Below are 22,812 nucleotides of genomic sequence, written 5' to 3'. Positions count from 1 at the left end.
GCCGTTCCAAATTGACCTCTCGATTTCCCGCCTCTTGGTTATCAACGTGAAACGCATAAACCCCCGAATATTTCTTCCCCTGCTGTTTCTCCCCGCCTTGATCGCATCGGGCGAGACTGCCGTCATTCTTGAAACCAAGGTCATTAGCCTGCAGCCGGAGTATTATCATGGCTGGCCCACCGTGGCTCGCCGCGGCAACAATGAACTTTGGGTCGTCTGGTCCGGCGGGCGGGACGGGCATGTTGATCCCTTTGGCCAAGTGGTCGCCATGACCTCGCGGGATGAGGGGCGCACATGGTCATGGCCCCGCGTGCTGCTTGACACCGCGCTGGACGATCGCGACGCCGGCGTGCTGGAAACGGCGAAAGGCACCCTGCTCGTCACCACCTTCACCTCCTCCTATTATGAACGGCAGCTCGACGTCGTCCTCTCGGGCAAAAAAAGTTCGCATGTGCGCGAAGGCCGCCTGCCGGCGTGGCGGGCCGCCCACGCCTGGATGGACGACGCGGAAAGGAAATCGCAACTGGGCGAGTGGCTCATCCGCAGCACCGATGGCGGGAAAACCTGGTCGCCACCCATCCCCACCATCGTCAACAGCCCGCACGGCCCCATCCAGCTCAAGGACGGACGCCTGCTCTACGCCGGAAAACAGCTCGAGTCCAACGGGAGGAAAATCGGCGTCGCCGAGTCCCGCGACGACGGCCTCACCTGGCAATGGCTGGCGGAAATCCCCGCGCGCCCCGGGGACAGCGCGGCCAATTATCATGAGCTGCACGCCGTCGAAGCCGGCGACGGCACGCTTATCGCGCAGATTCGCACCCACAACAAAAACAACAATCGCGAAACCCTCCAGGCCGAGTCAGCGGATGGCGGCAGGACATGGACCGAGCCCCGTCCCATTGGCGTGTGGGGTTTGCCCTCGCACCTGCTGCGCTTGCGCGACAACCGCCTCGTGATGACTTACGGCTATCGGCGCGCGCCCTTTGGCAACCAGGCCCGCGTCAGCACGGACAACGGAAAAACCTGGGGCCCGCCCATCGACATTTCGAGCGACGGCGACTCTTGGGACCTCGGCTATCCCAGCACTGTCGAACTCGACGACGGCACGCTCCTCACCGTCTGGTATGAGCAATTAAAGGAATCCCCTCGCGCCGTGCTGCGACAGGCGAAATGGAAACTGGCCCCCTGACGCCATCCTTCCGGACAATCGCAACTTCTCACTTGCGGCCTAGACAGCGTCGCCGCGCCGCGCTACCTTTTACTCCTTACCATTTTCTCTTTCCCTGCCGTGCCCTCGACCAATCTCACCTTTGCCAACCAGGACGCCCATCGCGCATGGCTCGTTTCGCAAGCCGCGCTGCCCGCCGGATTTCGCGCCGGCACCGCCCGCTTTGACTTCACCCCCGTCGAGGCGCCGAAACCCGCGCGCATGACGCTCACGCTCATCGCGCTCGACAAACCGACGCCGGATTTTGCCGCGATGTTCACACGCAACGCCTTTCCCGGCGCGCCCGTTATCATCGGACGCAAACGGCTCGCCGAACCCGCGCTCGGCGTGATTATCATCAACAACAAAATCTCCAACGTCTGCGCGCCCGGCGGCGTGGAAACGGCGGAGCGCATTTGCGCGGAAACCGCCCGGCATCTCGGCATTTCGCCGGAGCAAGTGCTACCCAGTTCGACCGGCGTCATCGGCTGGGCGCTTCCCGCCGATGCGATGATGGCCGCGCTGCCCGATGCGGTCGCAGCCCTCTCGGGCGATTCGATATTGCCCGCCGCCGAGGGCATTGTGACGACCGATCTTTATCCGAAAATCCGCCGCGCCTCCGTCGGGGCGGGCAGCATCGTCGGAATCGCAAAAGGCGCGGGCATGATCGAGCCGAACATGGCCACGATGCTCGTTTATATTTTGACCGACCTGGCCGTGCCGCGCGACGCGCTGCGCGCCATGCTCGCGCGCGCCGTCGATTTGAGTTTCAACACCATCAGCATCGACAGCGACACGAGCACATCGGACACCGTCGCGCTTGTGTCGTCCGGAAAAGTGCCCTGCGCCGCGAGCGAATATGCCGCGTTCGAGACGGCGCTCGCGCAAGTGTGCCGCGACCTTGCGGAGGATGTCGTGCGCAACGGCGAGGGCGTGCGCCATGTGATCCGTGTCGCGGTGAAAGGCGCGCCCGATCGCGACACGGCGCGCGCGCTTGGAAAGGCGATTGTCAACGCGCCGCTTTTCAAATGCGCCGTCGCGGGCAACGATCCGAATGTCGGGCGCCTTGTGCAGGCAATCGGCAAACACGTCGGCGCGCACATGCCGGAACTCGATGTGTCGCGCATGAGCGCGCGCATGGGCGGGGTCGAGATCTTTGCGAACGGCGTGTTCAGGCTCGACCCGGAAAAGGAAAACGCGCTTGTGGCGCATTTGCGCGAGGCCGAGCTTTACGCAAGCGCGCCGACAGCGGACGGCGTGTTTGCGCCGCCGGTTCATTATCCGCCGCACGAGCGCGGCGTTGAAATCGAAATCGACCTCGCGAGCGGCGACGGCGACTGCGCGGTTCTGGGCGGCGACCTCACGCATGAATACGTGAGCGAAAACGCGGATTACCGGAGTTGATATAATAATTGTATCAACATTGGCGTGCGCAAGCGGGACGGTTGCGCCGGAGGCAGCCCTTTCGCCTTGTGTGTTTTTGGCGCGCGCGGCATTACCGGGGTTGTTTGTTCCTCCCCTCGGGCGCGTCGATTTCCTTATAACCCTCCGGGATTTTGAAAAGCGAATCCTGTTGTTTGGCCCGGGTGATTTCAGTCACCTCAAAACGGGATTTTTCCGCGCCTCCCTTCCGATCGTATTCGACCGCGCGAAGCACAAAAAAATCCTGCGAGTAGGCGAATTTCGACCACGCGGCCTGTTCGATATTGCTGCCAACGGCGTCAACCTCGCCCATGCCGGGATAATCGAGCAGGAATTTTCCCAGCGATTTTGTCACCCAAAGCTCCGTGTATTTTTCATCCTGCGCCGTGCCCGTGTATTTTTCAGCGTCAATTCCGGCGATTTCTTCCGTTACGCCCGCTGCCTTGAACTGTGTCTGGCTGAAATCAACCGCCATCTGCTCCGCAACCTGGCCGTGAAACCATTTTATTGTGTAAGCCTTCCTGCCGGGCATGAGCACGGTCTTTTTGCGCTGGCTGTGGTCAATGATCGTGACCGCGCGCTTGTCCTTCGGGTTTTGCGCCGCCGGCTCAAGGCGCAAAAGCTCGCCCTTGGCGTGGAGCGTGACATTGCGCGGCTCCGCGTCGCCGGCCAAATCAATGGCGCGCATGGTTATTTTGCCCTCAAATGCGAAAAGACCGCATGCGAGAAATGAGAGGCCGGCAAGTGTGAGTGTGAAAAAACGCCCTTTTGTTTTCATGGTATTGGATAATTTCATGTTCAAACTGCGCCCGGATGCGCGCGTGTTCAAACCCAGTCATCCGGCGCGCCCCCTATTCACATTATTTTTCCATGAATAATGTGAATAGAGTGTAAACAGGCGCCATGATGCCGGCGCATCACTTTATATAATATAATGCGGCACCCTTTGCGGGCGCGACGGCTTTGGATGAGCCGTCGCCGATCACCAAATCGGAAGCACGTTTTGTATCAATGCGTCGCCGATGCCGATCAGCGCCGCGCCGGTGATCAGGCCCGCGCAAATCGGCTCCAGGCACTCGACCCAGATTGTGTTTCCCTTGGTGTTTGGCGTTTTGTATTTGCGGCGCATGATCTCGAAAAACAGCGCGCCGCACCACATGCAGATGGTCGCGTTTGGCGGCAGCACCACGCCGAGGCCGATCGAAACGGCCGAGAGGGGGAATTTGTTTTTGGTCACTATGCGGATAACCTCGAAGAGCAGCGCCGCCACCGCGGCGATCACCATGGCGATGACCGCCGTCGTCGGCAGACTGGAAAGCCCCTTCGCAATCAGGTCGGCCACGCCTTTCCATTGAAGCGCGGCGGGCATTCCGAAGGTGTCCGACACCAGCGTTGAGATGCTGCGCACGCCCTCTGAATTTTTTGGCAGGAAAAGCGCGAAGAACAGCGGCGTCGAGGCGAGCGCGCCGGCGGTGATGCCGATCACGTGGCCGATCGCCTGCTGGCGCGGTTTTGCGCCGAGCATGTAGCCGGGCTTGATGTCGGAGAGCAGGTTGGCCGCGTTGCCCGCGACCTCGGCGGTCATGCCGGCGGTTGTGAGGTTTGTCGCCGCGTTGTGCGGCTGGAGCGCGCCCATGGTGAATTGCGTGATCTTGGAAAGCGCGCCGACGGGCGTCCACGAGGTGAGCGCCATCGAGTTGGTCGCGATGATCGAGAGCACGCAGATGAGCGGCACCGCCACGAGCGAAAGCACCCAGCTCGCTCCGAAAAACCAATGCGCCATGCTCGCGCCGAGCAACGCGAACAGCGGCACGCCGACGAACGATATCCACAGCGGCACCTCGATGTGCTTGAGCACGTCGTGACCCTTCTTCACCTTTTCCTTTTTCTTAAACAGGCCGGTGAACGCGCTGATGATCATCTTTGGTTTGCCGAACAGGCCCACCATTGAGCCGACCACCATCATCGCAATCGCCCACCAGAGCGACCACTGGTTCACAATCTCGCCGCGGTTGAGCGGGAGCAGCGTGCCGTCGGGGCCGACCTTGCGCGTGATGTCGCCGAGCTGGATCATCCACGGCGCGAGCCACACATAATTGATTATCATGCCGATCAGCATGCTCGTCGCGATGCGGATGCCCATGAGCCCGCCGACGCCGATCATGCTCAAGTCGAAACTCACGCGCAGGCCGAGCTCGCGGATGTCGGTTCCCATGATTTTCGGGACCCAGGTGGCGATGTTGTAATAATACTGGTCGACCATTTCGTTGAAGTGCCAGAGCGCGCCTTCCTTCGGATTGCCGGAAAGGCGGAGCAACTTGAACTGGATTAACTTCATCCAGCCCTCGCCCATGACCATTTGCATGCCCGCGGCCAGCACCGCGGCGACGGCGAGCACCTTTGCCTTGAACAAGCCGCTCGCGCCCTCGCCCGTGTAAAGTGTGTCGAGCACGACGCCGCACGCGCGCCCCTCGGGAAACGGAAGCTGGTCCTCGTTGATAAAGCGCCGCTTCATCGGAAACGCCACCAGCACGCCGGTGATCGAAATAACCACGTTCCACAACAGCATTTGCCACCAGGGAACGATGTTTCCCGTGACGAGCATGTAGGCCGCGAGCGACGAGATGAACGGCGAGGTCATGTAACCCGCCGCCGTGGCGATGGACTGCATGGCGTTGTTTTCCAGAATCGTGAAATCCTTCGCCAGTCCCATGCGCGACATGACGCGGAACAGCGCAAACGCCAAAATCACCGACGTGAGCCCCACGCCGAGCGTCGAGCCGGTCTTGGCGCCGACGTAGAGGTTGGTCGAGGCGAGGATGCCGCCGAGAACAAAACCCGTGATGCCGGAGCGGAGCGTGAGCTGCGGCATGTTGCCGCGAAAGATGTTTGTGAACCACCAGTGGTCCTTTTGCTCGCGAGTCCAGGTGCGGATTTGTTCTTCGTTCAGTTGATGGATTGCCATGGCTTGGTGAGGGATAGCGGAGTGCGTTTGGTCTAAATATGAAAAGGTTTGCGTTTGCCGGAATTGCCGCCCGAGGGCGAGCACGCTTTTCAAATTCGCTTCCGGGCCAAAAACCCGGTGTCCGGCCGCGTTCAGCGCGGGCGCGAATCAACACCGCCCCGCCGGGTCATCCGCGTTCGTTCTTTTGCAACATTTCATACACCATGTTCGCGGCGTCCTTTCCCTCGATGACACGGCTGCGATCAGCGGGCAGAACCACAAAGTAGGGCACGTAGGGCAGCCGGTATTTGAGTGCCACCGGCGAGCGAAAATCAATGCCCCGCACGCCCGGTCGGTTTATGTTCACCTTGACCACCACGACATCCTCGCGATCGAAATGCAACTTTTCGAGGCGCGGCGCGACCCGGCGGCACGGCGGACAATACTGGCTGGTGAAATCGAATATCATCATCTTATCCGGAACCGCATAATCCTTGATATCCACCTCCTCGCCATAGGCGATTTCCTTGGGGTAAACCTTGCCTGCCGGACGTTTTGCCGGCGCGGGCGTCTCTTGTTTTTGCGCCGCCGCGCCGGGACTCGCAACGCTGGCCGCCGGAGGCGTGAAAGTCTGAACAGGCTCCTGCTGGATGTCCCGGTCTTGATTGCCGGAGACAACTAGGAAAATACCGGCAAACAGCGCCACGGCGAAACAGCCTCCGCCGACGGCGAGTTGGCGCGGTGTCAGGGTTATTTGGGACATTCGGGCATCTTCTTTTCCACATGTTGCTTATCAAGCCCAAACGCGGATGACGTGAATACGTTTGCAACCAGCCGCTTGCGCACAATGCCGTGCTCAAGCGGTGCCACATGCGCCTCAATCCCACGCGTAACATTCATCGTAAACGATGACATGGTTTGCGAGAAACGCACGGCGTTCATTTTGAAACGTTATTTGTAGCGCCCTTACAGGGCGCGTTGTCTTCCATCGTTTCCCCAGGGTCTCGCAAGCTCGACCCTGGGCTGCCGAATGGCACGCCTTTGGCGCGCGTAAATAACAAACAGGTTGGCGCCTATGGGGCTCGCGCCCTCGCGGCGCGGCAATCCCCGCCCCAAAAAATCAAGAGTCCCCGGTGCTGATTCGCTCCGGCGGGGTGGAGTCGGTTGCCGGATCGGGCATGGCGAATTTTTCGCAAAGTTCTTTGATGCGCGTCTTGCACCGCTCAATGCGCGAGTCGAATTCGCCTATTTGCTCGCCCACCATTTCCTTTTGCTCCCGCAAAAAGCGTTCCGAGTCCAGGTCGCCGGGGCGTGTTTTCAATTTGTTTTTATGATGGAGATCCCCCACCAGCCGCAATCGCTCGACTTCATAGCGCCCGATTTGCAATTCGTAGCCCATCACCACCATTTCTTTCAGGGGCAGGCCGTTGATTTTTTCGCAAAGCAGCCGGTTCAGGGTTTCGTTGCTTTTCGATTTTTTGGCATCCTGCAGCATGAATGAGATTCTTATCTCCCTCATGCTGTTGTTTATCTCCTCGATTTCCCGGACACTGAGGCGGTGTGTGTTGAACGAAAGCCAGCGGTTCAACTCCTCCTGGTTTGCCGCCGAGATTTTTTGATCGTAGGGGTTCTTTCTGCAACCGGCGCAAACAAGGAGTATTCCAATGAATGACACCAAAACTGCCAGCGCATGCCTCATGGAATTATCTTTTGTTCATGAAGTTTGGGCGGCTTGCGCGCGGGCAATCTCACGTTGCCGTTTCGGTGAACCGCGATTCGCGGATTACGGTCACCTTGATTGTGCTCGGGTATTGGAGCTCGCTTTCGATTTTGCGGCGGAGTTCGCGGGCGAGTTCGCGGGCCTGGTCGTCCGAGACGTGTTGCGGCGAGACGAGCACGCGGATTTCGCGGCCCGCCTGGATCGCGTAGGCCTGCTGCACGCCGTCGATGCCAAGCGCGAGTTTTTCGAGGCGGCCAAGGCGCTGGATGTAATTGGTCATCGCCTCGGCGCGCGCGCCCGGGCGGATCGCGGAGATCGTGTCGGCTAGAATCACCAGGCCCGCATAAACGGTCTCGGGTTTCACCTCCTCGTGGTGCGCGGCGATGGCGTTGACCACGATGGGCGTCTCGTCGTGGCGCTTCACAAACTCGGCGCCGATTGTCGCGTGGCTGCCCTCGTATTCGCCATCAACCGCCTTGCCGATGTCGTGAAGCAGGCCGGCGCGTTTTGCGATGTTCGGGTCGAGGCCGACTTCGCTGGCGATCATTGAGGCGAGGAAGCCCACTTCGATCGAGTGGTCGAGCACGTTTTGCGTGTATGAAAAACGGTATTTCAGTTTGCCGAGCAGTTTTATGATCTCGGGATGCAGCCCCGTCACGCCGAGATATTCGACGGCGGATTCACCGGCTTGCTGCACGTTGATGTTCACCTCCTCGGCGGCGCGGTTGACGCTTTCCTCAATGCTTGCCGGATGGATGCGGCCGTCCTTCACGAGGCTGTCGAGAGCGATGCGCGCGATTTCGCGGCGCACAGGATCGAACGACGAGATGAGCACCATCTGCGGCGTTTCATCGATGAGCAGTGTGACGCCCGTGACGGCCTCGAAGGCCTTGATGTTGCGCCCTTCGCGGCCGATGATGCGGCCTTTCATTTCGTCGTTGGGCAGCTGGACAATCGTCGCGGTGATGTCGGCGTTGGGTTTTGACGCCATGCGCTGCATCGTGGCGATGAGAATGCGGCGCGCCTGCATTTCGAGGTCGTGCTCGGAGCGGTCGAGTGTTTCGCGGCGGAGAAGGCGCAACTCGTCCTGGCATTCCATTTCGACCTCCTCGCGCAAAATTTTCTTTATCTCCTCGGCGTCCATTTGCGACATGCCCTCGAGGCGTTTGCGCAGGTTTTTCGACGTTTCCCGAAGCACGTCGCGCGCCTGCTTGGCGGCGGCGTTTTCGCGCGAAAGGCGCTCCTGTTTTTGCTCCAGTTGATGGTCGAGCAACGCGAGCGATTCCTCGTGCGCGCGGATTTCGCGCAATTTGAGATCGGCCTCGATTTCGCGCCGGTCAAACTCGCGCGTCATTTCGGAGCGTTTTTCCTGCATCTCCTCCTCGACTTTTTGCCGCAGTTCATGGGCCTCGACCGCCGCCTCGCGGCGCGCCACCTCGACAAGCTGGTTTGCCTGGTGCGCGGCCATGCGGCGCGAGTAGCGCGTGACCATCCAGGACCCCACCAGCCCGAGTAAAATGCCCGCGACGCCAGCCACGACAAATACCCAAACGGGGCCGTATTCGTCCCAGAATGTCGTGGCTGTTGCGACGTCGGCAAATATCGCGCTTTGTAGTTTCAAGGTGGCGGAAGGTAAAACGGCGGCGGGAAAGTTCAATCATTTCTTGCGCGGGTTTCGGGCCAGCTCAGCGCGATCACTTCGGCAATGCGCGCGCGCGCCGCCTCCTCGCCGTCCAGGGCGAGCGATTGCGCGACCACATACGCCCAGCGGTCCGCGCGCAAATGCAGCAGCCGGTCGGTCGCGCCGCGCAAAAGCATTCCGGCGTGAGACGCCTCGGTGCCATCGCTTCCGGCAAACCAATAGACAAACACGGCCGGTATGGTCGCGGTGGTTTTTGAATCCGCCAAAACCACCCCGCGCTCGATGCGCAGCAGCGTGGCGTCGAGCGTTCCGCCATCGGGCAGCGCGAATCGCTCCCTGCCGCGTCCCTTGATTCGCCATCCCTGGCCGACAAGGCAGACTTCGGGACGGTGAATTGACGTGCGGTCGCGTCCGCTGAGAACAATCGAGAAAAAAACCTGCTCGCGTTGCGGATTGGAAAGGCGCGCGTAATTTTTGCGCGCAAAACCCGTGTCCGGCGGGAGCAATTCGCGCTCGACCGCGCTGACCTCGACATCGCGTCCGCCCCACTTGGTTCCCAAAAACACCGGCAACGGCGCCGGGTTCACCCCGTCGGACGCAAGCCGCACGCCGGCCGGCCCGCGCACCGCGACCGTGTCCAGTCGCGCCGTCGCAAACGCCGCGCCCGCCGCCGTCACACACACACACACCGCCACCACCCAGGCCGCCGCAACAGACATCCCGCGCGAGCCCGCCGCTTTTAATGCGGTGCGGTCCATTGGGTTGCGGTGTTCCTTTTCTTGTTCATTATCATTATGATATGATTTATCGGAATCGCGTTTTTTAGATTCGCGCATCAACCGCGCCGCGCCGAGCAGCAGCGCGAACACAATCAAAAACACCACCCAGCCCGACCAGTCGTGCACGCGCCCGCCCGCCGCGTGTCCGAACCATTCGCCGGCCAGCACGATCACGCCGATGCGCGCCACGTTGCCGACAAACACAAACGGCACGCACAACACCGCCAGCGCCGCGCGCCGCCACCACGAGCGAAATCCGAGATACCCGACGAGCAACGCCATCGCGAGCAACGCCACAAACGACCGCACTCCGGAGCACGCCGCGGCGACATCGTATTGAAAATTTCCATCCGGAGAAAACAGCTGCGTGCCATTGCGCACCACGTCGATGCCGGCGCCGTGCGCAAGCGCGCTGACCGTGCCCACCACGCCGAGCCGCAGGTAAAAACCAAGCGTGTCGAGAAACCCGAACGGAATCGCAAGCATCAGAAACCCGAGCGGAAAAACCGCCGCGCGCGACCACGACAAAACCGCGCCGCGCCCGTCTTGTTTTTTGCAACAATCGGCAAGCGCGAGCACGCCCCACGTGAACACCAGGAACGCAACAATCGACACGCGCGTCTGCTGCATTGCATAACCGGCGATATGCAGCGCGAGCGCGCCAAGCATGGCGATCGCGGGGGCGCCCCTTGCGCCGCCAATTTGCGCGCTTTCCGCATTTCGTGTGTTTCGCCGGAACAGCCACGCGGCCACGACGACGACGAGCGGGCCGTGTTGTGTTTCCGAGGCCGGATCAAACCATTGCCAGCCCCACCACCAGAAGAGCGATTGTGTGTGGATGTAGCCGCGCGTCGCATTGCCGAAAAACTGAAATACAACCGCGCCCGCCAGCGCGCAAACAAGCACGGGCAGCCACGGCGGAACGCAATTGATGCGCGACGATTGTTTCATTGACGCCGCCCATTCTCGCAAAGGCCGCCGCGCTTTGCAACTGCCGCGTTTGTCTCTCGTAATTCCCGGCGCGCTCGGCGAGCATGCCCCACCCGTTGCAGTCCAAGGCTCGCTCGCAAGAGGTTTTATTTCGCTGGTTTTTTCATTCGCAACGCCCAGTCCATTGCGCGCACGGGCAGCAGCCATTTCAAAAACAGAAACAATTTTGCGTGAGCCGGTCCGTTGTAATGCGCGCGCGGTCTTCGTGCCGTGAGCGCCTTTTCCACGAGGCGCGCGATGTCGTCCGGCGCGCCCGCCATGCGCCGCAGCTTCACGCGCTTTGTTTGAAAATCCCCCACATAGGGCGCATACGGTCCCGCGCCGTCACCGGAAAGCACGCGATTCGACACAGCATCCGCGACTTGCCCGAACTCCGTGCGGATGAAACCCGGACGCACCAGCACCACGTCGATTCCAAACGGCTTGAGTTCGCCGCGCAGCCCGTCGGTTATTCCCTCGAGCGCAAACTTCGTCGAATCATACGCCGCCGACATCGGGCGCGTGATGCGTCCCGCCACCGAGCCGATGTTGATGATGCGCCCGCCGTCTTTTCCCGTGCCGTCCTTGCCGAGCCGCGCCTGCGTGCGCATGACCGGCGCGACGAGTTGCGTGAGCGCGACGAGCGAAAACACATTGGTCTCGAAATTCGCGCGCAACGCCTCAAGCGGAATCCGCTCGATCGGGCCGCGCTGTCCGTAGCCGGCGTTGTTCACAAGCGCGTCGATGCGTCCGAATCGCCCCACCGCCACGCGCACCAACCGCTCGCGATCTATTGCCACGTTCACATCGCCCGCGACGGCGAGCGTGCGAGTCCCCGCCGGATCAATCTCCGCGCAAAGCGCCTCAAGTCGTTCCGCGCGCCTTGCAAACACGACGACGTTCGCGCCCGCCCGCGCCATCCGCCGTGCCACGGCCCCGCCGATTCCCGAGGACGCGCCCGTGACGATGACAGTTTTGTTTTTTGGCATGGCTGCATAATGTCATTTACCGGGCGCGCTGCCAAGCCTGCTTCAACACTTGCGACTCGTGCAAAGTGGTGTTTCGTTTTTTCGCATGACGACGCCCGCGCCCATTCCCTCGCTCGAAGGCAAAAAAATCATTCTCGGAGTCACAGGCTCGATCGCCGCTTACAAGGCGGCCGAGATCACCAGCCAGTTGCGCAAGCGCGGCGCGGAGATTTTTCCCGTCATGACCGCCGCCGCGCAAAAGTTCATCACTCCGCTGACATTGCAAACGCTCGCGCGCAATCCCGTCGCCGCCGATCTTTGGGACGAGGGCAACAGCTGGCAGCCCGGCCACATCGAGCTCGCCGACAAGGCCGACCTCATGCTTGTCGCGCCCGCCACCGCCGACGTGATCGCGCAATTTGCCCACGGACTCGCGCCTGATTATTTGAGTTCAATGTATCTGGTTTGTCGCGCGCCGGTGCTGATCGCGCCCGCCATGAACTGCAAAATGTGGACGCACCCGGCGACCGCCGCCAATGTTGCCACGCTCAAGACGCGCGGCGTCGAATTCATCGGCCCCGAGGAGGGCGCGCTCGCCTGCGGCTACGAAGGCATCGGCCGCCTCTGGCCGGTCGGGGACATTGTCGGGCGGGTCGAAACGATGCTTGGCGCGTCGGGTGGCAAACCGGAATAGGGAAGGGCGCCCGGGCGAGCCCGGGTTTTTTAGGCCGCGGGTTTTGCCAGCAGTTTCAGGCCGACCACTCCGCCGACGATCAGGCACACGCAGAGGATGCGCGGCACGTCGCGCGATTCTCCGAGAAACATCATCCCGACAATCGCCGCGCCTGCCGCGCCGATGCCGGTCCAGATCGCGTAAGCCGTTCCAACCGGCAGCTGTTTCATTGCCATCGCGAGCAGGGCGAAACTGGCGAGCATGAACACAATTGTGACGACACCCGGCCAAAACCGAGAAAACCCGTCCGACTGCTTCATGCCAATCGCCCAGACAACTTCAAAAACCCCCGCGATAACCAGATAAACCCAAGCCATAACTTTTCCTTTCCAAACAATTTCAACTGATGAGTTATGACACCTACGGGCCGGGCGCGATTTGCGCTCAAAAACCCGCCATCGGCATCTCGCATGGCTGTGGGGAACACATGCAAAACAAACATCCCTTGGCAAGCAAATGGAAGACCGGCGTCTGGGGTAAGGTGAAGTTGGTGAATGCAAAAGGCGCGTGCGATGGAGCGGCGGCCAGGAAACCGTCGCGCCCTATCCAAAACGGTGTTTGCCCGCCAAGCTCCTTGAAGTAACGCCCAAAGGCCTCGGGCGAGTTGGCCTCGCTTCGCGCCGCACAAAGGTTTGCGGCCTTGCGCATCCAGCGCGCACGTCACACGATGTCGCTTGTGATAATCAATTCCGGCATCGTTCATGGCAACCAGGCGCCGCTGTGCTTACCCGCGCTACTCGGCTCTGATTCTCATGCTACTTGGCCCCTTTCTCTGCTAATGAAAATCAACAAGCATCGATCTGGTTTCTTCAAAATTATTACAAAATGATGAAAACTCTATTGAGAATTCTCCTGATTAGCATTGGGCCATTATGCGCAGCATCCTCCCAAGAGGAACGGCTCGAATACGTATCCATGTTTTCCCTTATTTCATCTCCTGAGCGCTATGATGGGAAATTCATAAAAGTTCGCGGATATTATTTTATGTTTTCTCCATCTCAACAATTTTTATACAATAGCATAGAAGATCACAAGGGAGGAGTAATGAAAAATAGTGTGTGGATTTATGGACTTCCTGACGATGTGCAAATTCCTAAGAAATATGTGGAGAAGGTAGGCAAAGGGTCGTCATTATCAAAAACAACTGGAAGTTACGTGACGATTGTTGGAAGGTTCAAAAGGGAAATTATATATAAAACCAGTTCAATGCCTACCGGCGTTATTGAATTTCTTTATATGGAGAAAGAAATATAAAATTTGAAAGGCTAAATCTGACGATATCAAGTATTAAGGAATATTTTGATATGCAATGAATGACTATCGAGGGCAAACGCTTCATTTTATGAGTATCATGAAATACTATTTTTATTGGTATTGTTTTATTTCAAAAATAATAGGCGGAAATGTTGAAAATAAGTTTCGTGTCGAATTGAGGTCCGTCGCCGCTCTTACCGTTTCTTTGGGCGCGTGGGGAGCTTTGGGTTTGGTTTTTTTGGGTGATGTCTTGAAATGCAGTGGGACTGTGCTGCGTGTTTATTTTTCAATATATATATTACTCTTTATTCTGACGGGTATAATTAATATAATATTTCTTATATTTAAGAAGACGGATCATTATTATGATCAGATCGATGAAATGCGACCGAAGAAGAAAAGGCTTTTATGGTTGATATATTCTTTTTTGTCATTTGCTCCATTTGTTTTTATAGGATTGTTTCTATTTTTATACTTAATGAAAAGCGGGTTTTTGAGTGGCAATTTGTGAAATTTGTGATCAGGACTTCCTCCGAAGTTCAGCCCGAAGGAGTAGCCCAGTCGAAAGGGTTAATTGATATTGGTTGATTTTGTTTTTCTGGTCGCCGCAGGGCGAACGAACGTCCTTCCCGTTGGCACGTGTGTGGGGAACGTCGTTCTTGCCGACTTCGCGTCTGCTGGCGTTCTTGACTGCGTGTGTTTGCGTGTCTCTTCGCACGAAAATCCAAAGTTTGCGCACTTAAGTGCAAGCAAACCGGAGGCGGTTCTGGTATTGTTTGCGCCCTCAACCGCAAATAAAACCCTGATATTATGAGCAACCCAATCCTCGAACAACTTTCCGCCGCGGTCATTGGCGGCAAAAGCAAAGACGCAAAGGCCGCCACGCAGCATGCGCTCGACGCAAACATTCCCCTCCAGGAAATCGTGGACAACGCCCTCGTTAGCGCGATGGGCATCGTTGGCGAAAAATTCAAGCGCAACGAAATCTTTGTCCCCGAGATGCTCATTGCCGCTCGCGCCATGAAGGAGTCGATGGGCATGCTCGAGCCGCTTCTCGCCAAGGCCGGCATCGTTCCGAAATACACCGCCGTCATCGGGACCGTGCAGGGCGACCTTCACGACATCGGCAAAAATCTCGTCGCCATGATGTGGAAGGGCGCGAATTTCCGCGTCGTCGATCTCGGCGTGAACGTGACGCCTGAAAAATTCCTCGCCGCCGCCAAGGAGCACAACGCCGACGTCGTCGGCCTTTCCGCGCTTCTCACCACCACGATGCCCGCGATGAAATCGACCGTCGCCCTCATCAAGGAGGCCAATCTCCCGAAGACCAAGGTCATGATCGGCGGCGCGCCGATCACGCAGCAATTCGCCGACGAAATCGGCGCGGACGGTTACAGCTCCGACGCCGGCTCCGCCGTTGACAAAGCCTGCGAGCTCATAGGCGCAACCGCCTGACGCCCAAACCGCGCGTCTTATTCTGACATGTTGCGCGGACATTCCTGTCCGCGCCCATCGCCACTGCGTGCCCTAATTTTTCAACACACAACAAACCACTGTCCCTCATCCGCTTTCATGAACAACAACTATTACACCGACCTTGCCATCAAGGGACTTCGCGCGCCCGTCGGCGCGCACCTCATTCTGCATGCGCATGCCGACCACGACGCCATTCTCCTCGACGGCAAACGCCTTGGCGACGTGATTGCCGAAACCGCGCGCCGTTTCAACTGCCCGCTCGCGATTCCGCTCATGGACCTCACGCTCGAAAAAGACGCGCTGTTGCGCGCCTGCGGCGTTCCCGAGGACGAAATCGAAAGTTATCATTTTGCGCCGCCGTCGACCTCGATGGAAAACCCGCCCAAGCTCCCCCCGCTCGCAACGGAACTCCCCGGCATCCCGCTCACGCCGCGCATGCGCGCCACATGCGACGCGATCACACGCATCGCGCAAACGCACACGGACCTCCTCCCCATCGGCATGTGCATCGGCCCCTTTTCGCTGATGACCAAGCTCGTCACCGACCCGATCATGCCCGTCTTTCTTGCCGGCACCGGAATCACCGCCGGGGACGAACCCGACATCGCCATGGTTGAGCGTCTTCTCGCGCTCGGCGAGCACGTCATCCATGAATATTTGCGCGCGCAAATCGCCGCCGGCGCCAAGGCGATCTTCGTCTGCGAACCCGCGGCAAACCTGGTTTATTTTTCCCCGAAGCAGCAGGAGGAAACCAACTACGCCGTTTTCGAAAAATACGTGATGGAGCCCATGCGTCGTTTCGCCGCGCTGCTCGCGGAGCACGATGTCGACCTGATCTTCCACGACTGCGGCGAACTCACGGGCGAAATGGTGCGCCGCCTCGGCGCGCTCAACCCGGCAATCATCAGCCTTGGCGGCTCGCGCAAACTCTGGGAGGACGCCGCGCTGATTCCGAAAACCACCGTCATCTACGGCAACCTGCCCAGCAAAAATTTCTACGCGCCGCAACTCACCGCCGAAAACGTCGCCGCGATGGCGCGCGAGCTTCTGGAAAAAATGCGCGCCACGGGCCACCCCTTCATCCTCGGCACCGAGTGCGACGTCCTCAGCGTCCCCGGCAGCGAGGCCGAAATCATGAGCAAGGTGGACGCTTTTATGCGGGCGTGACGGCGTCCGTCGCAACCCTCCGATTACCCCGAAGCCATTGCACCACTCCCGTAGGGGCGTCGCTTGCGACGCCCTTGCCCTACGAATGATTCTCAAACCGGGCGTCGCAAGCGACGCCCCTACGACGAAAATATAAAAGCTTTGGGTCGTTGGCATAAGGAGCATTTGTTCTCGGCCATGCCCGCCGCGTCCGCGACTCCGGTTAAACCGCCTCGCGGCGCGGTAAATTTTTATTCATGCTTTCCATCCCGTCCGGAAACCTTTGTTCTGGCGTCGCGTTCATCCGCGGATTGAAAAAGATCTCGCGATCGACACCGAACCCTTCCGGATAACCACCGCATTTCCATGAAAACAAAATCCCTCATCCCCGTCCTCGCCATCGCCCTCTGTGCTGGCGCCGTCCTCCAGGCCGCCACCATCGCCAACCCCGGCGACCTCGCCACCAGCAAGGCTCCCCCCGGCTCCAAACAGTGGCCTGCCGCAACCCCGCTTTTCGCACCCAACCTCTCCAACGTCTCCACCGCCCCCGGCGCGTGGTCGTGCAAGGACGGCGTCTTCACCGGCAAAGGCGTCGCATGGACCAAGGCTGCCGGCGACAACTTCTACCTCTCCCTCGAATTCCGCGCCCAAGCCAAGGCCGACGGCGGCATCTTCCTCCGCTGCTCCGACACCAAGGACTACGTGCAAAACTCCATCGAGGTCCAAATCCTTCAGGGCGACCCCGCGGGCAACAATGAACGCGCCCTCGTCGGCGCCCTCTACGACCTCGTCGCCCCCTCGCGCCAAGTCGAAATTGAGCCGGGCGCCTGGCACAAACTCCTCATCCGCGCCGATAACGAAAAAATCACCGTCTGGCTCGATGACGAACGCCTTGTCCGCGCCGATCTTGAGCAATGGACCGCCGCTGGAAAAAACCCCGGTGGCACCGGCAACAAATTCAAAAAAGCGCTCCGCGACTTCGCCCGCTCCGGAGTCATCGGCCTCCACGCCGCCGAGGGTAAAATCGAATACCGAAACCTCTTTATCGAAGCCCTCCCGCCGCCTCCCGTCGCCGCCCCTGTCAGCGACGCCGACGCCTCCGTGCTCCTGTCCTTCCTCACCGCCACCCCCTGGACCGCCAAGATAGGCAAGGGCCAGAACACCTCCACCTTCACCCTCCACCCCGACAACACCTACACCGAGAACTGGATGGGCAAGAATAAGAAAGGCACCTGGCGCGTCACCGGCCCCGCCACCATCGCCCTCACAACCCCCGAAAAAAGCACGCTCGTCTTCACCGCCGATCCCGGCGCAGGCGTCCTCCGTCGCCGCGGCTCCGCCACCTACACCCCGACCAATCCCGCCGCGCTCCAGAAAACCCCGTCCACCCCTGTCCGTGTCGATGACGGCGCGCTCCTGTCCTTCCTCACCGCCACTCCCTGGACCGGCAAGCTCGGCAAAAACACCTCCACCTTCACCCTCCACCCCGACAACACCTACACCGAGAACTGGATGGGCAAGAACAAGAAAGGCACCTGGCGCGTCACCGGTCCCGCCACCATCGCCCTCACAACCCCCGAAAAAAACACGCTCGTTTTCACCGCCGACCAAGCAAACCGCGTCCTTCGTCGCCGCGGCTCCGCCATCTACACCCCGACCAATCCCGCCGCGCTCGACAAGCTCCCTCCCGCCGCCGCTCGCTCCGGCTCCGCCGCGCCCTTCGCCGGCATCACTTACCTCCCTTCCACCACCCCCGCCGCCGAGACCGAGGACTGGACGACCAAAGTCCCTGTCGTGAAGGCTCCCGCCGGCTCCGCCGTTCCGTCCGATGCCACCGTCCTTTTCGACGGCTCCGGCCTTGACGCATGGGAATCCACCAGCGCCAAGGAAACCTCCCCCCGGTGGAAAGTCGCCGGCGGCATCCTCACCCCTGTTGAAAAAACCGGCAGCCTCCGCACCAAGGCCTCCTACGGCGACGTGCAAGTGCACCTCGAATTCCGCACGCAAACCAACCCCGTGAAAAGCGGCCAGCAACGCGGCAACAGCGGTCTCATCTTCATGGGCCTCTACGAGTTCCAGGTGCTCGATTCCCACGAAAACCCCACCTACGCCAACGGACAGGCCGCCTCCGTTTACAAACAACACCCGCCCCTCGCAAACGCCTCCCGCGCCCCCGGCGAATGGCAGTCCTACGACGTGGTTTTCATTGCCCCGCGCTTCAACGCCGCCGGCGAGCTCGTCTCCCCCGCGCGCATCACCGCCTTCCATAACGGCATCCTCGTCCAGCACGGCGCCATCCTCACCGGCCCGACCGTCCACCGGGGCCGCGTCCCCTATGCCGCGCACCCCGCCAAGCTCCCGCTCGTCCTCCAAAACCACGCCACCGACCGTCCCTCCTTCCGCAACATCTGGCTGCGCGAGCTCTCCCTGCCGGCCTCCTCCAAATAACACTCCGAACTCCGCGCCTCAGCGGTTACATTAGAAATTTCCATGAAAAAAAACACCCTCTTCACCCGACGCCATTTTTTGCAAACCTCCGCGCTCGCCGCGCTCGCGACCGCGCTCCCGCTCGGACGCCTCCGCGCCGCGCCCGCCGCCCCCGGGTTTAGGAACCTCGTCTCCGGCCGCAAAGTCCGCCTCGCCTTCGTGGGCATCGGCGGACGCGGCAACAGCAACATCGACGGCCTCGCACCGCTCGCCGATGTCGTCGCGCTCTGCGACGTGGATTTCGCCCGCGCGCGCCAGAACTTCGCCCGCTTCCCCCTCGCCCCGCGCTACCGCGACTACCGCCAGATGCTCGAGGAGATGCACGACCGCATCGACGCCGTCGCCATCTCCACAACCGACCACATGCACTTCCCCATCGCCCTCGCCGCCATTGAGCGGGGCAAGCACGTTTACGTCGAAAAACCCCTTTCGCACACCATCGGCGAGGCGCGCATCCTGAAAGCCGCCGCTGCGAAACACGGCGTCGTCACACAAATGGGCAACCAAGGCGCCGCCCGCGAAGGCTGCCGCGTCACCAAGGAATGGATCGATGCCGGCGTCATTGGCACTGTCCGCGAAGTCCACTGCTGGACCAACCGCCCCATCTGGCCCCAGGGCATGCCCGCGCCCCGTCCCGACGCCGCCTCGCCGCTGCCGCCCACCCTCGAATGGGATCTTTGGCAAGGCGTCGCCCCCGCCCGCGCCTACGCCCCGGGAATCGCCCCCTTCAACTGGCGCGGATTCCTCGACTACGGTTGCGGCGCCCTCGGCGACATGGGCTGCCACCTCTTCAACGCCCCCGTCTTCGCCCTCGGACTGAGCGGCGACGTCACTGTTTCCGCCAAGCACTCCGGCATCGCCGACGGAATCTGGCCCAAATGGTCCGTCATCACCTACCAATTCCCCGCCCGCGGTAGCCGTCCTCCCGTGAAGCTCGTCTGGTATGACGGCGGCAAAAAGCCCGGGAAACCCGATTCCTTCGAGGCCGACACCCAGCTCGCCGGCAACGGCACGATTTACCTTGGCGACAAGGGCGCCCTCTACGACACCAACACCTACGGCGGCGTCCCGCGCGTCTTCCCCGTCGAGCTTGCGAAAAAATTCGCCTCCGCCCGCCCGCCCAAAACCATTCCCCGCATCGTCAAAGGCAGCATCTACATGGACTGGATCAACGCCATCACCAGCGCGGGCCCCGCGCCGTGCTCGAACTTCGTCGACTATTCCGTGGATCTCACCGAAACCACCCTCCTCGGCAACCTCGCCCTGCTTTCGGATCGTCCCGTCCGTTGGGACACCGCCAGCGCCACCGCCGTCGGCCAGCCCGAATTAAACCAATACATAAACAAAACCTACCGCTCCTTCTGAGCCAAAGTGCGGGCAGATAAAAAGGCCGCCTCGTTATGGGGCGGCCTTTTTTTGGGCGGGCGGGTTTTATGAAGGGGGGGGTTACCAGAGTCTGCGGTAGCCGAGGTTGATGGACCAGGGGCGGTCGTAGGCCCGGGCCTTGGCATACTCGTAGTCGATGTGGAGCTGCGAGGCGGCGTCGAGACGGTAGCTCGTGCCAAAGCCCATTTCGATGCGTTTGCCGTCGTAGTCGGTGCGGAAGGTTTTGCCGTGCGCCTTGATCGCGCCGCGATCCGAGTCCACCGTCACCCCGGCGAGCTTGCCGTAGGGGTGCCAGCGGCTGTCCTTGATCTGGCGGCCAAAGCGCAACAGCGCGCGGTATTGCGTGTTCATCGAGTCGTTGATTTTCACTTTCATCGCGCGGTGCGTGGCGTTGGCCTCGGTCGTGTAGCTGGCGCCGTCGAGCCACAGGACGCTCATTTGCACGGCCGGCTCGATCCACCAGCCGTCGGTGCGTTGCAGGCGGCGGCCGGCTTCAAATGAGAGGCCGAGGGCTTTGTTGGTGTAGCGGCCCTTGGTCGTCGTGTCGCCGTAGGCGCGCGCCTCGAAGCGGTTCGAGTAGCGGTCGGCGCGGGCCGTGATGTCGGCAAACCAGCCGTTGGTTTGGATGAGCGTGAGGTAGGCGCCGATGCCGATGTTGTTGGTGCGGCCGTTGCCGTTGTTGTCAAACTCGCGGTTGACGCCGCCGGCGTCGATGAAGCCGCCGAGCAGGCTGGCGCCGGCTTGGGTGGCGAAGACTTTGTCCGCGCCGCCGGTCACGCCCCAGCCGTATTGGCGGAAGGACATGCCGGAGAGTTCGTTCCGGGCGTTGAGGCGGTAGCCGCGCGACTTGATCCAGACGCTGCCGGTGGAGGCGTGCTCAAGGCCGAGGCGGATGTCGCCGAGGCGCTGGTGGATGGAGTCGAGCGAGTAGTTCCAGTCGATGGCGAGCGTCGAGGCGGTGTTGATGATCGCGTCGGCGGCGTGGCTGAGGTTGCGGTCCGAGAGATACCACATGTTCGCGTCGGGCGTGTAGTCGCTGAGGTCGCCGCGGACCAGTTCGAAGACGGTGAGGTCATACTCGAGTTTGCCGGCGGCGTTGTTCGCGAGGGTGAAGGTCGTGGTGCTCGCGGCGTCCACGCTGATCAGTTCGATGGAGGCGTTGAGCGCGGAGGGCAGCGTGCCGTTTGTCTCGATAAAGACGTTGTGCGTGCCCGCGCCGGCGTTGGCGATGTCGAGGTGGTTGGCGATGGCGCCGGCGTCGTTGATGCCTTCGTCCAACGCGGCGAGGTTGGCGTTCATGATAAACGTGCCCGGTGTGCCGAGGGTGGCGATGGTGGCGCGGTCGGCGAGCTTGGCGAAGGCGAGCGTGCCGTTGTTCATGTCGAGTTTGCCGAAGGCGTAGCCGGTTGTTTCGAGGATGAGCGCGGAGGTGGCGTCGAGCGCGGTGTTCGCAATCGTGTAGGCGGCGGGGTTGTTTAGGTGGAGCATGCTGTTGGCGAGTTGGTGCGTGCCTTCGCCGGCGAGGGCGTTTTGCAGGGTGCCGGTGATGTTGAGTTGCCCGAAGGTCGCGCCGGCGGCCACGCTGATCGGTGCGTCGCCGAGCGCGTCGATTTCGGTGGCGGTGAGGCGGCCGGTGGTGACCGTGCCGGTGCCGTGGAAGGAGGCGCTGGAGTTGACAAGGGTGATGTCGCCGCTCGAGGCGTGGAACTGGCCGGAGCCGGCGAGGGTGTTTTGCATCGTGCCGGTGGCGTCAACTTTGAGCGTGCCGTCGAGCTGGATGTGCGAGGTGCCGAGCGCCCCGGCGTCGGTGGCGTGCACGGCGGCGGGCAGCGCGATGTTGGTTTGCGCGTTGTAGCCGGTGTTGGCGCTGTTGATGGCGAGGGTGCCGCCGTTGAGGGTGAGCGTGCCCGAGCCGGTGATGTGGCCGTCGATGCGGCCGCCTTCGGCGATTGTTTGCGCCTTGCCGTTCAGGTCAAAGGTGGCGGGGATTTCCACGAGGATGAGCTTGGTGGCGCCAAGGGCGTTGTCCGCGCCGGCGATCACGGTGCCGGTGACGAGCGTGCTGGTGCCGGTGTAGGTGTTCGTGCCGGTGAGGGTCATGGCCGAGCCGGTTGCGAAGGTGACGCTGCCGGCGCCGGTGATCGCGGCCGAGAGGGTGTCGTCGGTCGCGCCGGTGTCGGTGAGTTGCAGGGTTTTGTCCTGCTTCACGTTGAGCTCGGTCAGCACGTAGTCGTAGTAGAGGCCGGCGGCGAGCGTGGCGCTGGTGTGGGCGCTGGCGCTGCCGGTGGTTTGCGCGGTGTAGTTGTAGATGGCGTAAACTTCGTCGTGCTCGATTGTCTGGCCGTTGGACAGCGCGGTGCCGTCGGCCTTGTGGATGGCGATTTGGCGCGGGGCGGCCTCGGCGAGGGTGTCGGCGGCGACGAGCAGCGTGGCGTTGTCGGTGAGGTTGTCCTGGTCGAGCCAGTTTTTCTGGACGGTCGAGTCTATAATCGCGGTGGTGCCGCCGGTGTAGTTTTCAAAGACCACCGTGCTGCCGAGGTCGGCGATGGAGAGCGCGCCGACGTTGAGCACTTCGACCGGGTCCACGCCGTTCATGGGCAGCCAGAGCGCGCCGCCGTTGAGGGTCAGGCCGTGGATGCGGCGGGTTTCGGCGTTGGCGTGGAGGATGCCGCCGGTGTT

General features: G+C 61.0%; 19 protein-coding genes. 9 read left to right on the top strand and 10 right to left on the bottom strand.

Annotated features, from left to right (window positions below):
• The first annotated feature begins 46 nt into the window (after positions 1-46).
• Together M2447_RS06575 and argJ are read left to right on the top strand one after the other, a co-directional pair.
• Positions 47-1,189, top strand: a complete 1,143-nt coding sequence (locus M2447_RS06575) for a sialidase family protein (protein WP_277557911.1) — start codon at positions 47-49, stop codon at positions 1,187-1,189.
• 99 nt (positions 1,190-1,288) lie between these two features.
• Positions 1,289-2,611: a bifunctional glutamate N-acetyltransferase/amino-acid acetyltransferase ArgJ gene (gene argJ / locus M2447_RS06570; protein ID WP_277557910.1), complete on the top strand. Its 1,323-nt coding sequence runs from the start codon at positions 1,289-1,291 to the stop codon at positions 2,609-2,611.
• A 91-nt stretch (positions 2,612-2,702) separates the two neighbouring features.
• On the opposite strand, the gene M2447_RS06565 is transcribed toward argJ, so the two are convergent.
• The 8 genes from M2447_RS06565 to M2447_RS06530 form a co-directional block, all read right to left on the bottom strand.
• Positions 2,703-3,407: a DUF4412 domain-containing protein gene (locus M2447_RS06565; protein ID WP_277510240.1), complete on the bottom strand. Its 705-nt coding sequence runs from the start codon at positions 3,405-3,407 to the stop codon at positions 2,703-2,705.
• 204 nt (positions 3,408-3,611) lie between these two features.
• The gene (locus tag M2447_RS06560; RefSeq protein ID WP_277557909.1) at positions 3,612-5,594 is read right to left on the bottom strand and encodes an OPT/YSL family transporter; all 1,983 of its coding nucleotides are present in this window, start codon (positions 5,592-5,594) and stop codon (positions 3,612-3,614) included.
• Positions 5,595-5,760: 166 nt separating this feature from the next.
• Positions 5,761-6,279 (bottom strand): thioredoxin family protein, encoded by a 519-nt coding sequence (locus tag M2447_RS06555; protein WP_277557908.1) that lies wholly within the window; start codon positions 6,277-6,279, stop codon positions 5,761-5,763.
• 44 nt (positions 6,280-6,323) lie between these two features.
• Complete coding sequence (locus M2447_RS06550; RefSeq protein WP_277510237.1) at positions 6,324-6,515, bottom strand: hypothetical protein; 192 nt, start codon at positions 6,513-6,515, stop codon at positions 6,324-6,326.
• Positions 6,516-6,693: 178 nt separating this feature from the next.
• Positions 6,694-7,272, bottom strand: a complete 579-nt coding sequence (locus tag M2447_RS06545; RefSeq protein WP_277557907.1) for a hypothetical protein — start codon at positions 7,270-7,272, stop codon at positions 6,694-6,696.
• Between the two features lie 49 nt (positions 7,273-7,321).
• Entirely contained in the window at positions 7,322-8,914 is a 1,593-nt protein-coding gene (rny, locus tag M2447_RS06540; protein ID WP_277510235.1) for a ribonuclease Y, read from the bottom strand.
• Between the two features lie 32 nt (positions 8,915-8,946).
• Complete coding sequence (locus M2447_RS06535; protein WP_277557906.1) at positions 8,947-10,665, bottom strand: exosortase/archaeosortase family protein; 1,719 nt, start codon at positions 10,663-10,665, stop codon at positions 8,947-8,949.
• A 125-nt stretch (positions 10,666-10,790) separates the two neighbouring features.
• Positions 10,791-11,672, bottom strand: coding sequence for an SDR family NAD(P)-dependent oxidoreductase (locus M2447_RS06530; protein WP_277557905.1), 882 nt, complete (start codon positions 11,670-11,672; stop codon positions 10,791-10,793).
• Positions 11,673-11,757: 85 nt separating this feature from the next.
• Between M2447_RS06530 and M2447_RS06525 the strand changes: the two genes are divergently transcribed.
• Positions 11,758-12,345 (top strand): flavoprotein, encoded by a 588-nt coding sequence (locus M2447_RS06525; protein ID WP_277557904.1) that lies wholly within the window; start codon positions 11,758-11,760, stop codon positions 12,343-12,345.
• A 29-nt stretch (positions 12,346-12,374) separates the two neighbouring features.
• Here the strand turns inward: M2447_RS06525 and sugE are convergent, their stop codons facing one another.
• Positions 12,375-12,701: a quaternary ammonium compound efflux SMR transporter SugE gene (sugE, locus tag M2447_RS06520; protein ID WP_277510229.1), complete on the bottom strand. Its 327-nt coding sequence runs from the start codon at positions 12,699-12,701 to the stop codon at positions 12,375-12,377.
• 442 nt (positions 12,702-13,143) lie between these two features.
• On the opposite strand from sugE, the gene M2447_RS06515 reads away from it, so the two are divergent.
• The 6 genes from M2447_RS06515 (at position 13,144) to M2447_RS06490 (ending at position 20,112) form a co-directional block, all read left to right on the top strand.
• Entirely contained in the window at positions 13,144-13,638 is a 495-nt protein-coding gene (locus tag M2447_RS06515; protein ID WP_277557903.1) for a hypothetical protein, read from the top strand.
• Positions 13,639-13,735: 97 nt separating this feature from the next.
• Entirely contained in the window at positions 13,736-14,149 is a 414-nt protein-coding gene (locus tag M2447_RS06510) for a hypothetical protein (RefSeq protein WP_277557902.1), read from the top strand.
• A gap of 299 nt (positions 14,150-14,448) precedes the next feature.
• On the top strand, positions 14,449-15,093 hold the full coding sequence (locus tag M2447_RS06505) for a corrinoid protein (protein ID WP_277557901.1): 645 nt from the start codon (positions 14,449-14,451) through the stop codon (positions 15,091-15,093).
• Positions 15,094-15,210: 117 nt separating this feature from the next.
• Positions 15,211-16,281 carry a uroporphyrinogen decarboxylase family protein gene (locus tag M2447_RS06500; RefSeq protein ID WP_277557900.1) on the top strand — a complete coding sequence of 357 codons (1,071 nt, stop codon included), beginning with the start codon at positions 15,211-15,213 and terminating at the stop codon, positions 16,279-16,281.
• Between the two features lie 345 nt (positions 16,282-16,626).
• The gene (locus M2447_RS06495) at positions 16,627-18,708 is read left to right on the top strand and encodes a DUF1080 domain-containing protein (protein WP_277557899.1); all 2,082 of its coding nucleotides are present in this window, start codon (positions 16,627-16,629) and stop codon (positions 18,706-18,708) included.
• Between the two features lie 42 nt (positions 18,709-18,750).
• Positions 18,751-20,112 (top strand): Gfo/Idh/MocA family oxidoreductase, encoded by a 1,362-nt coding sequence (locus M2447_RS06490; RefSeq protein ID WP_277557898.1) that lies wholly within the window; start codon positions 18,751-18,753, stop codon positions 20,110-20,112.
• An 81-nt stretch (positions 20,113-20,193) separates the two neighbouring features.
• On the opposite strand, the gene M2447_RS06485 is transcribed toward M2447_RS06490, so the two are convergent.
• Positions 20,194-22,812 (bottom strand): autotransporter outer membrane beta-barrel domain-containing protein (locus M2447_RS06485; RefSeq protein ID WP_277557897.1); only part of this gene is annotated, 2,619 nt, incomplete at its 5' end.

The organism is Ereboglobus sp. PH5-10 (assembly GCF_029504735.1).
Classification (GTDB): Bacteria; Verrucomicrobiota; Verrucomicrobiia; order Opitutales; family Opitutaceae; genus Ereboglobus.
Note: the sequence above shows the minus strand (reverse complement) of the source record. Positions and strands in the feature narration are given on the sequence as shown.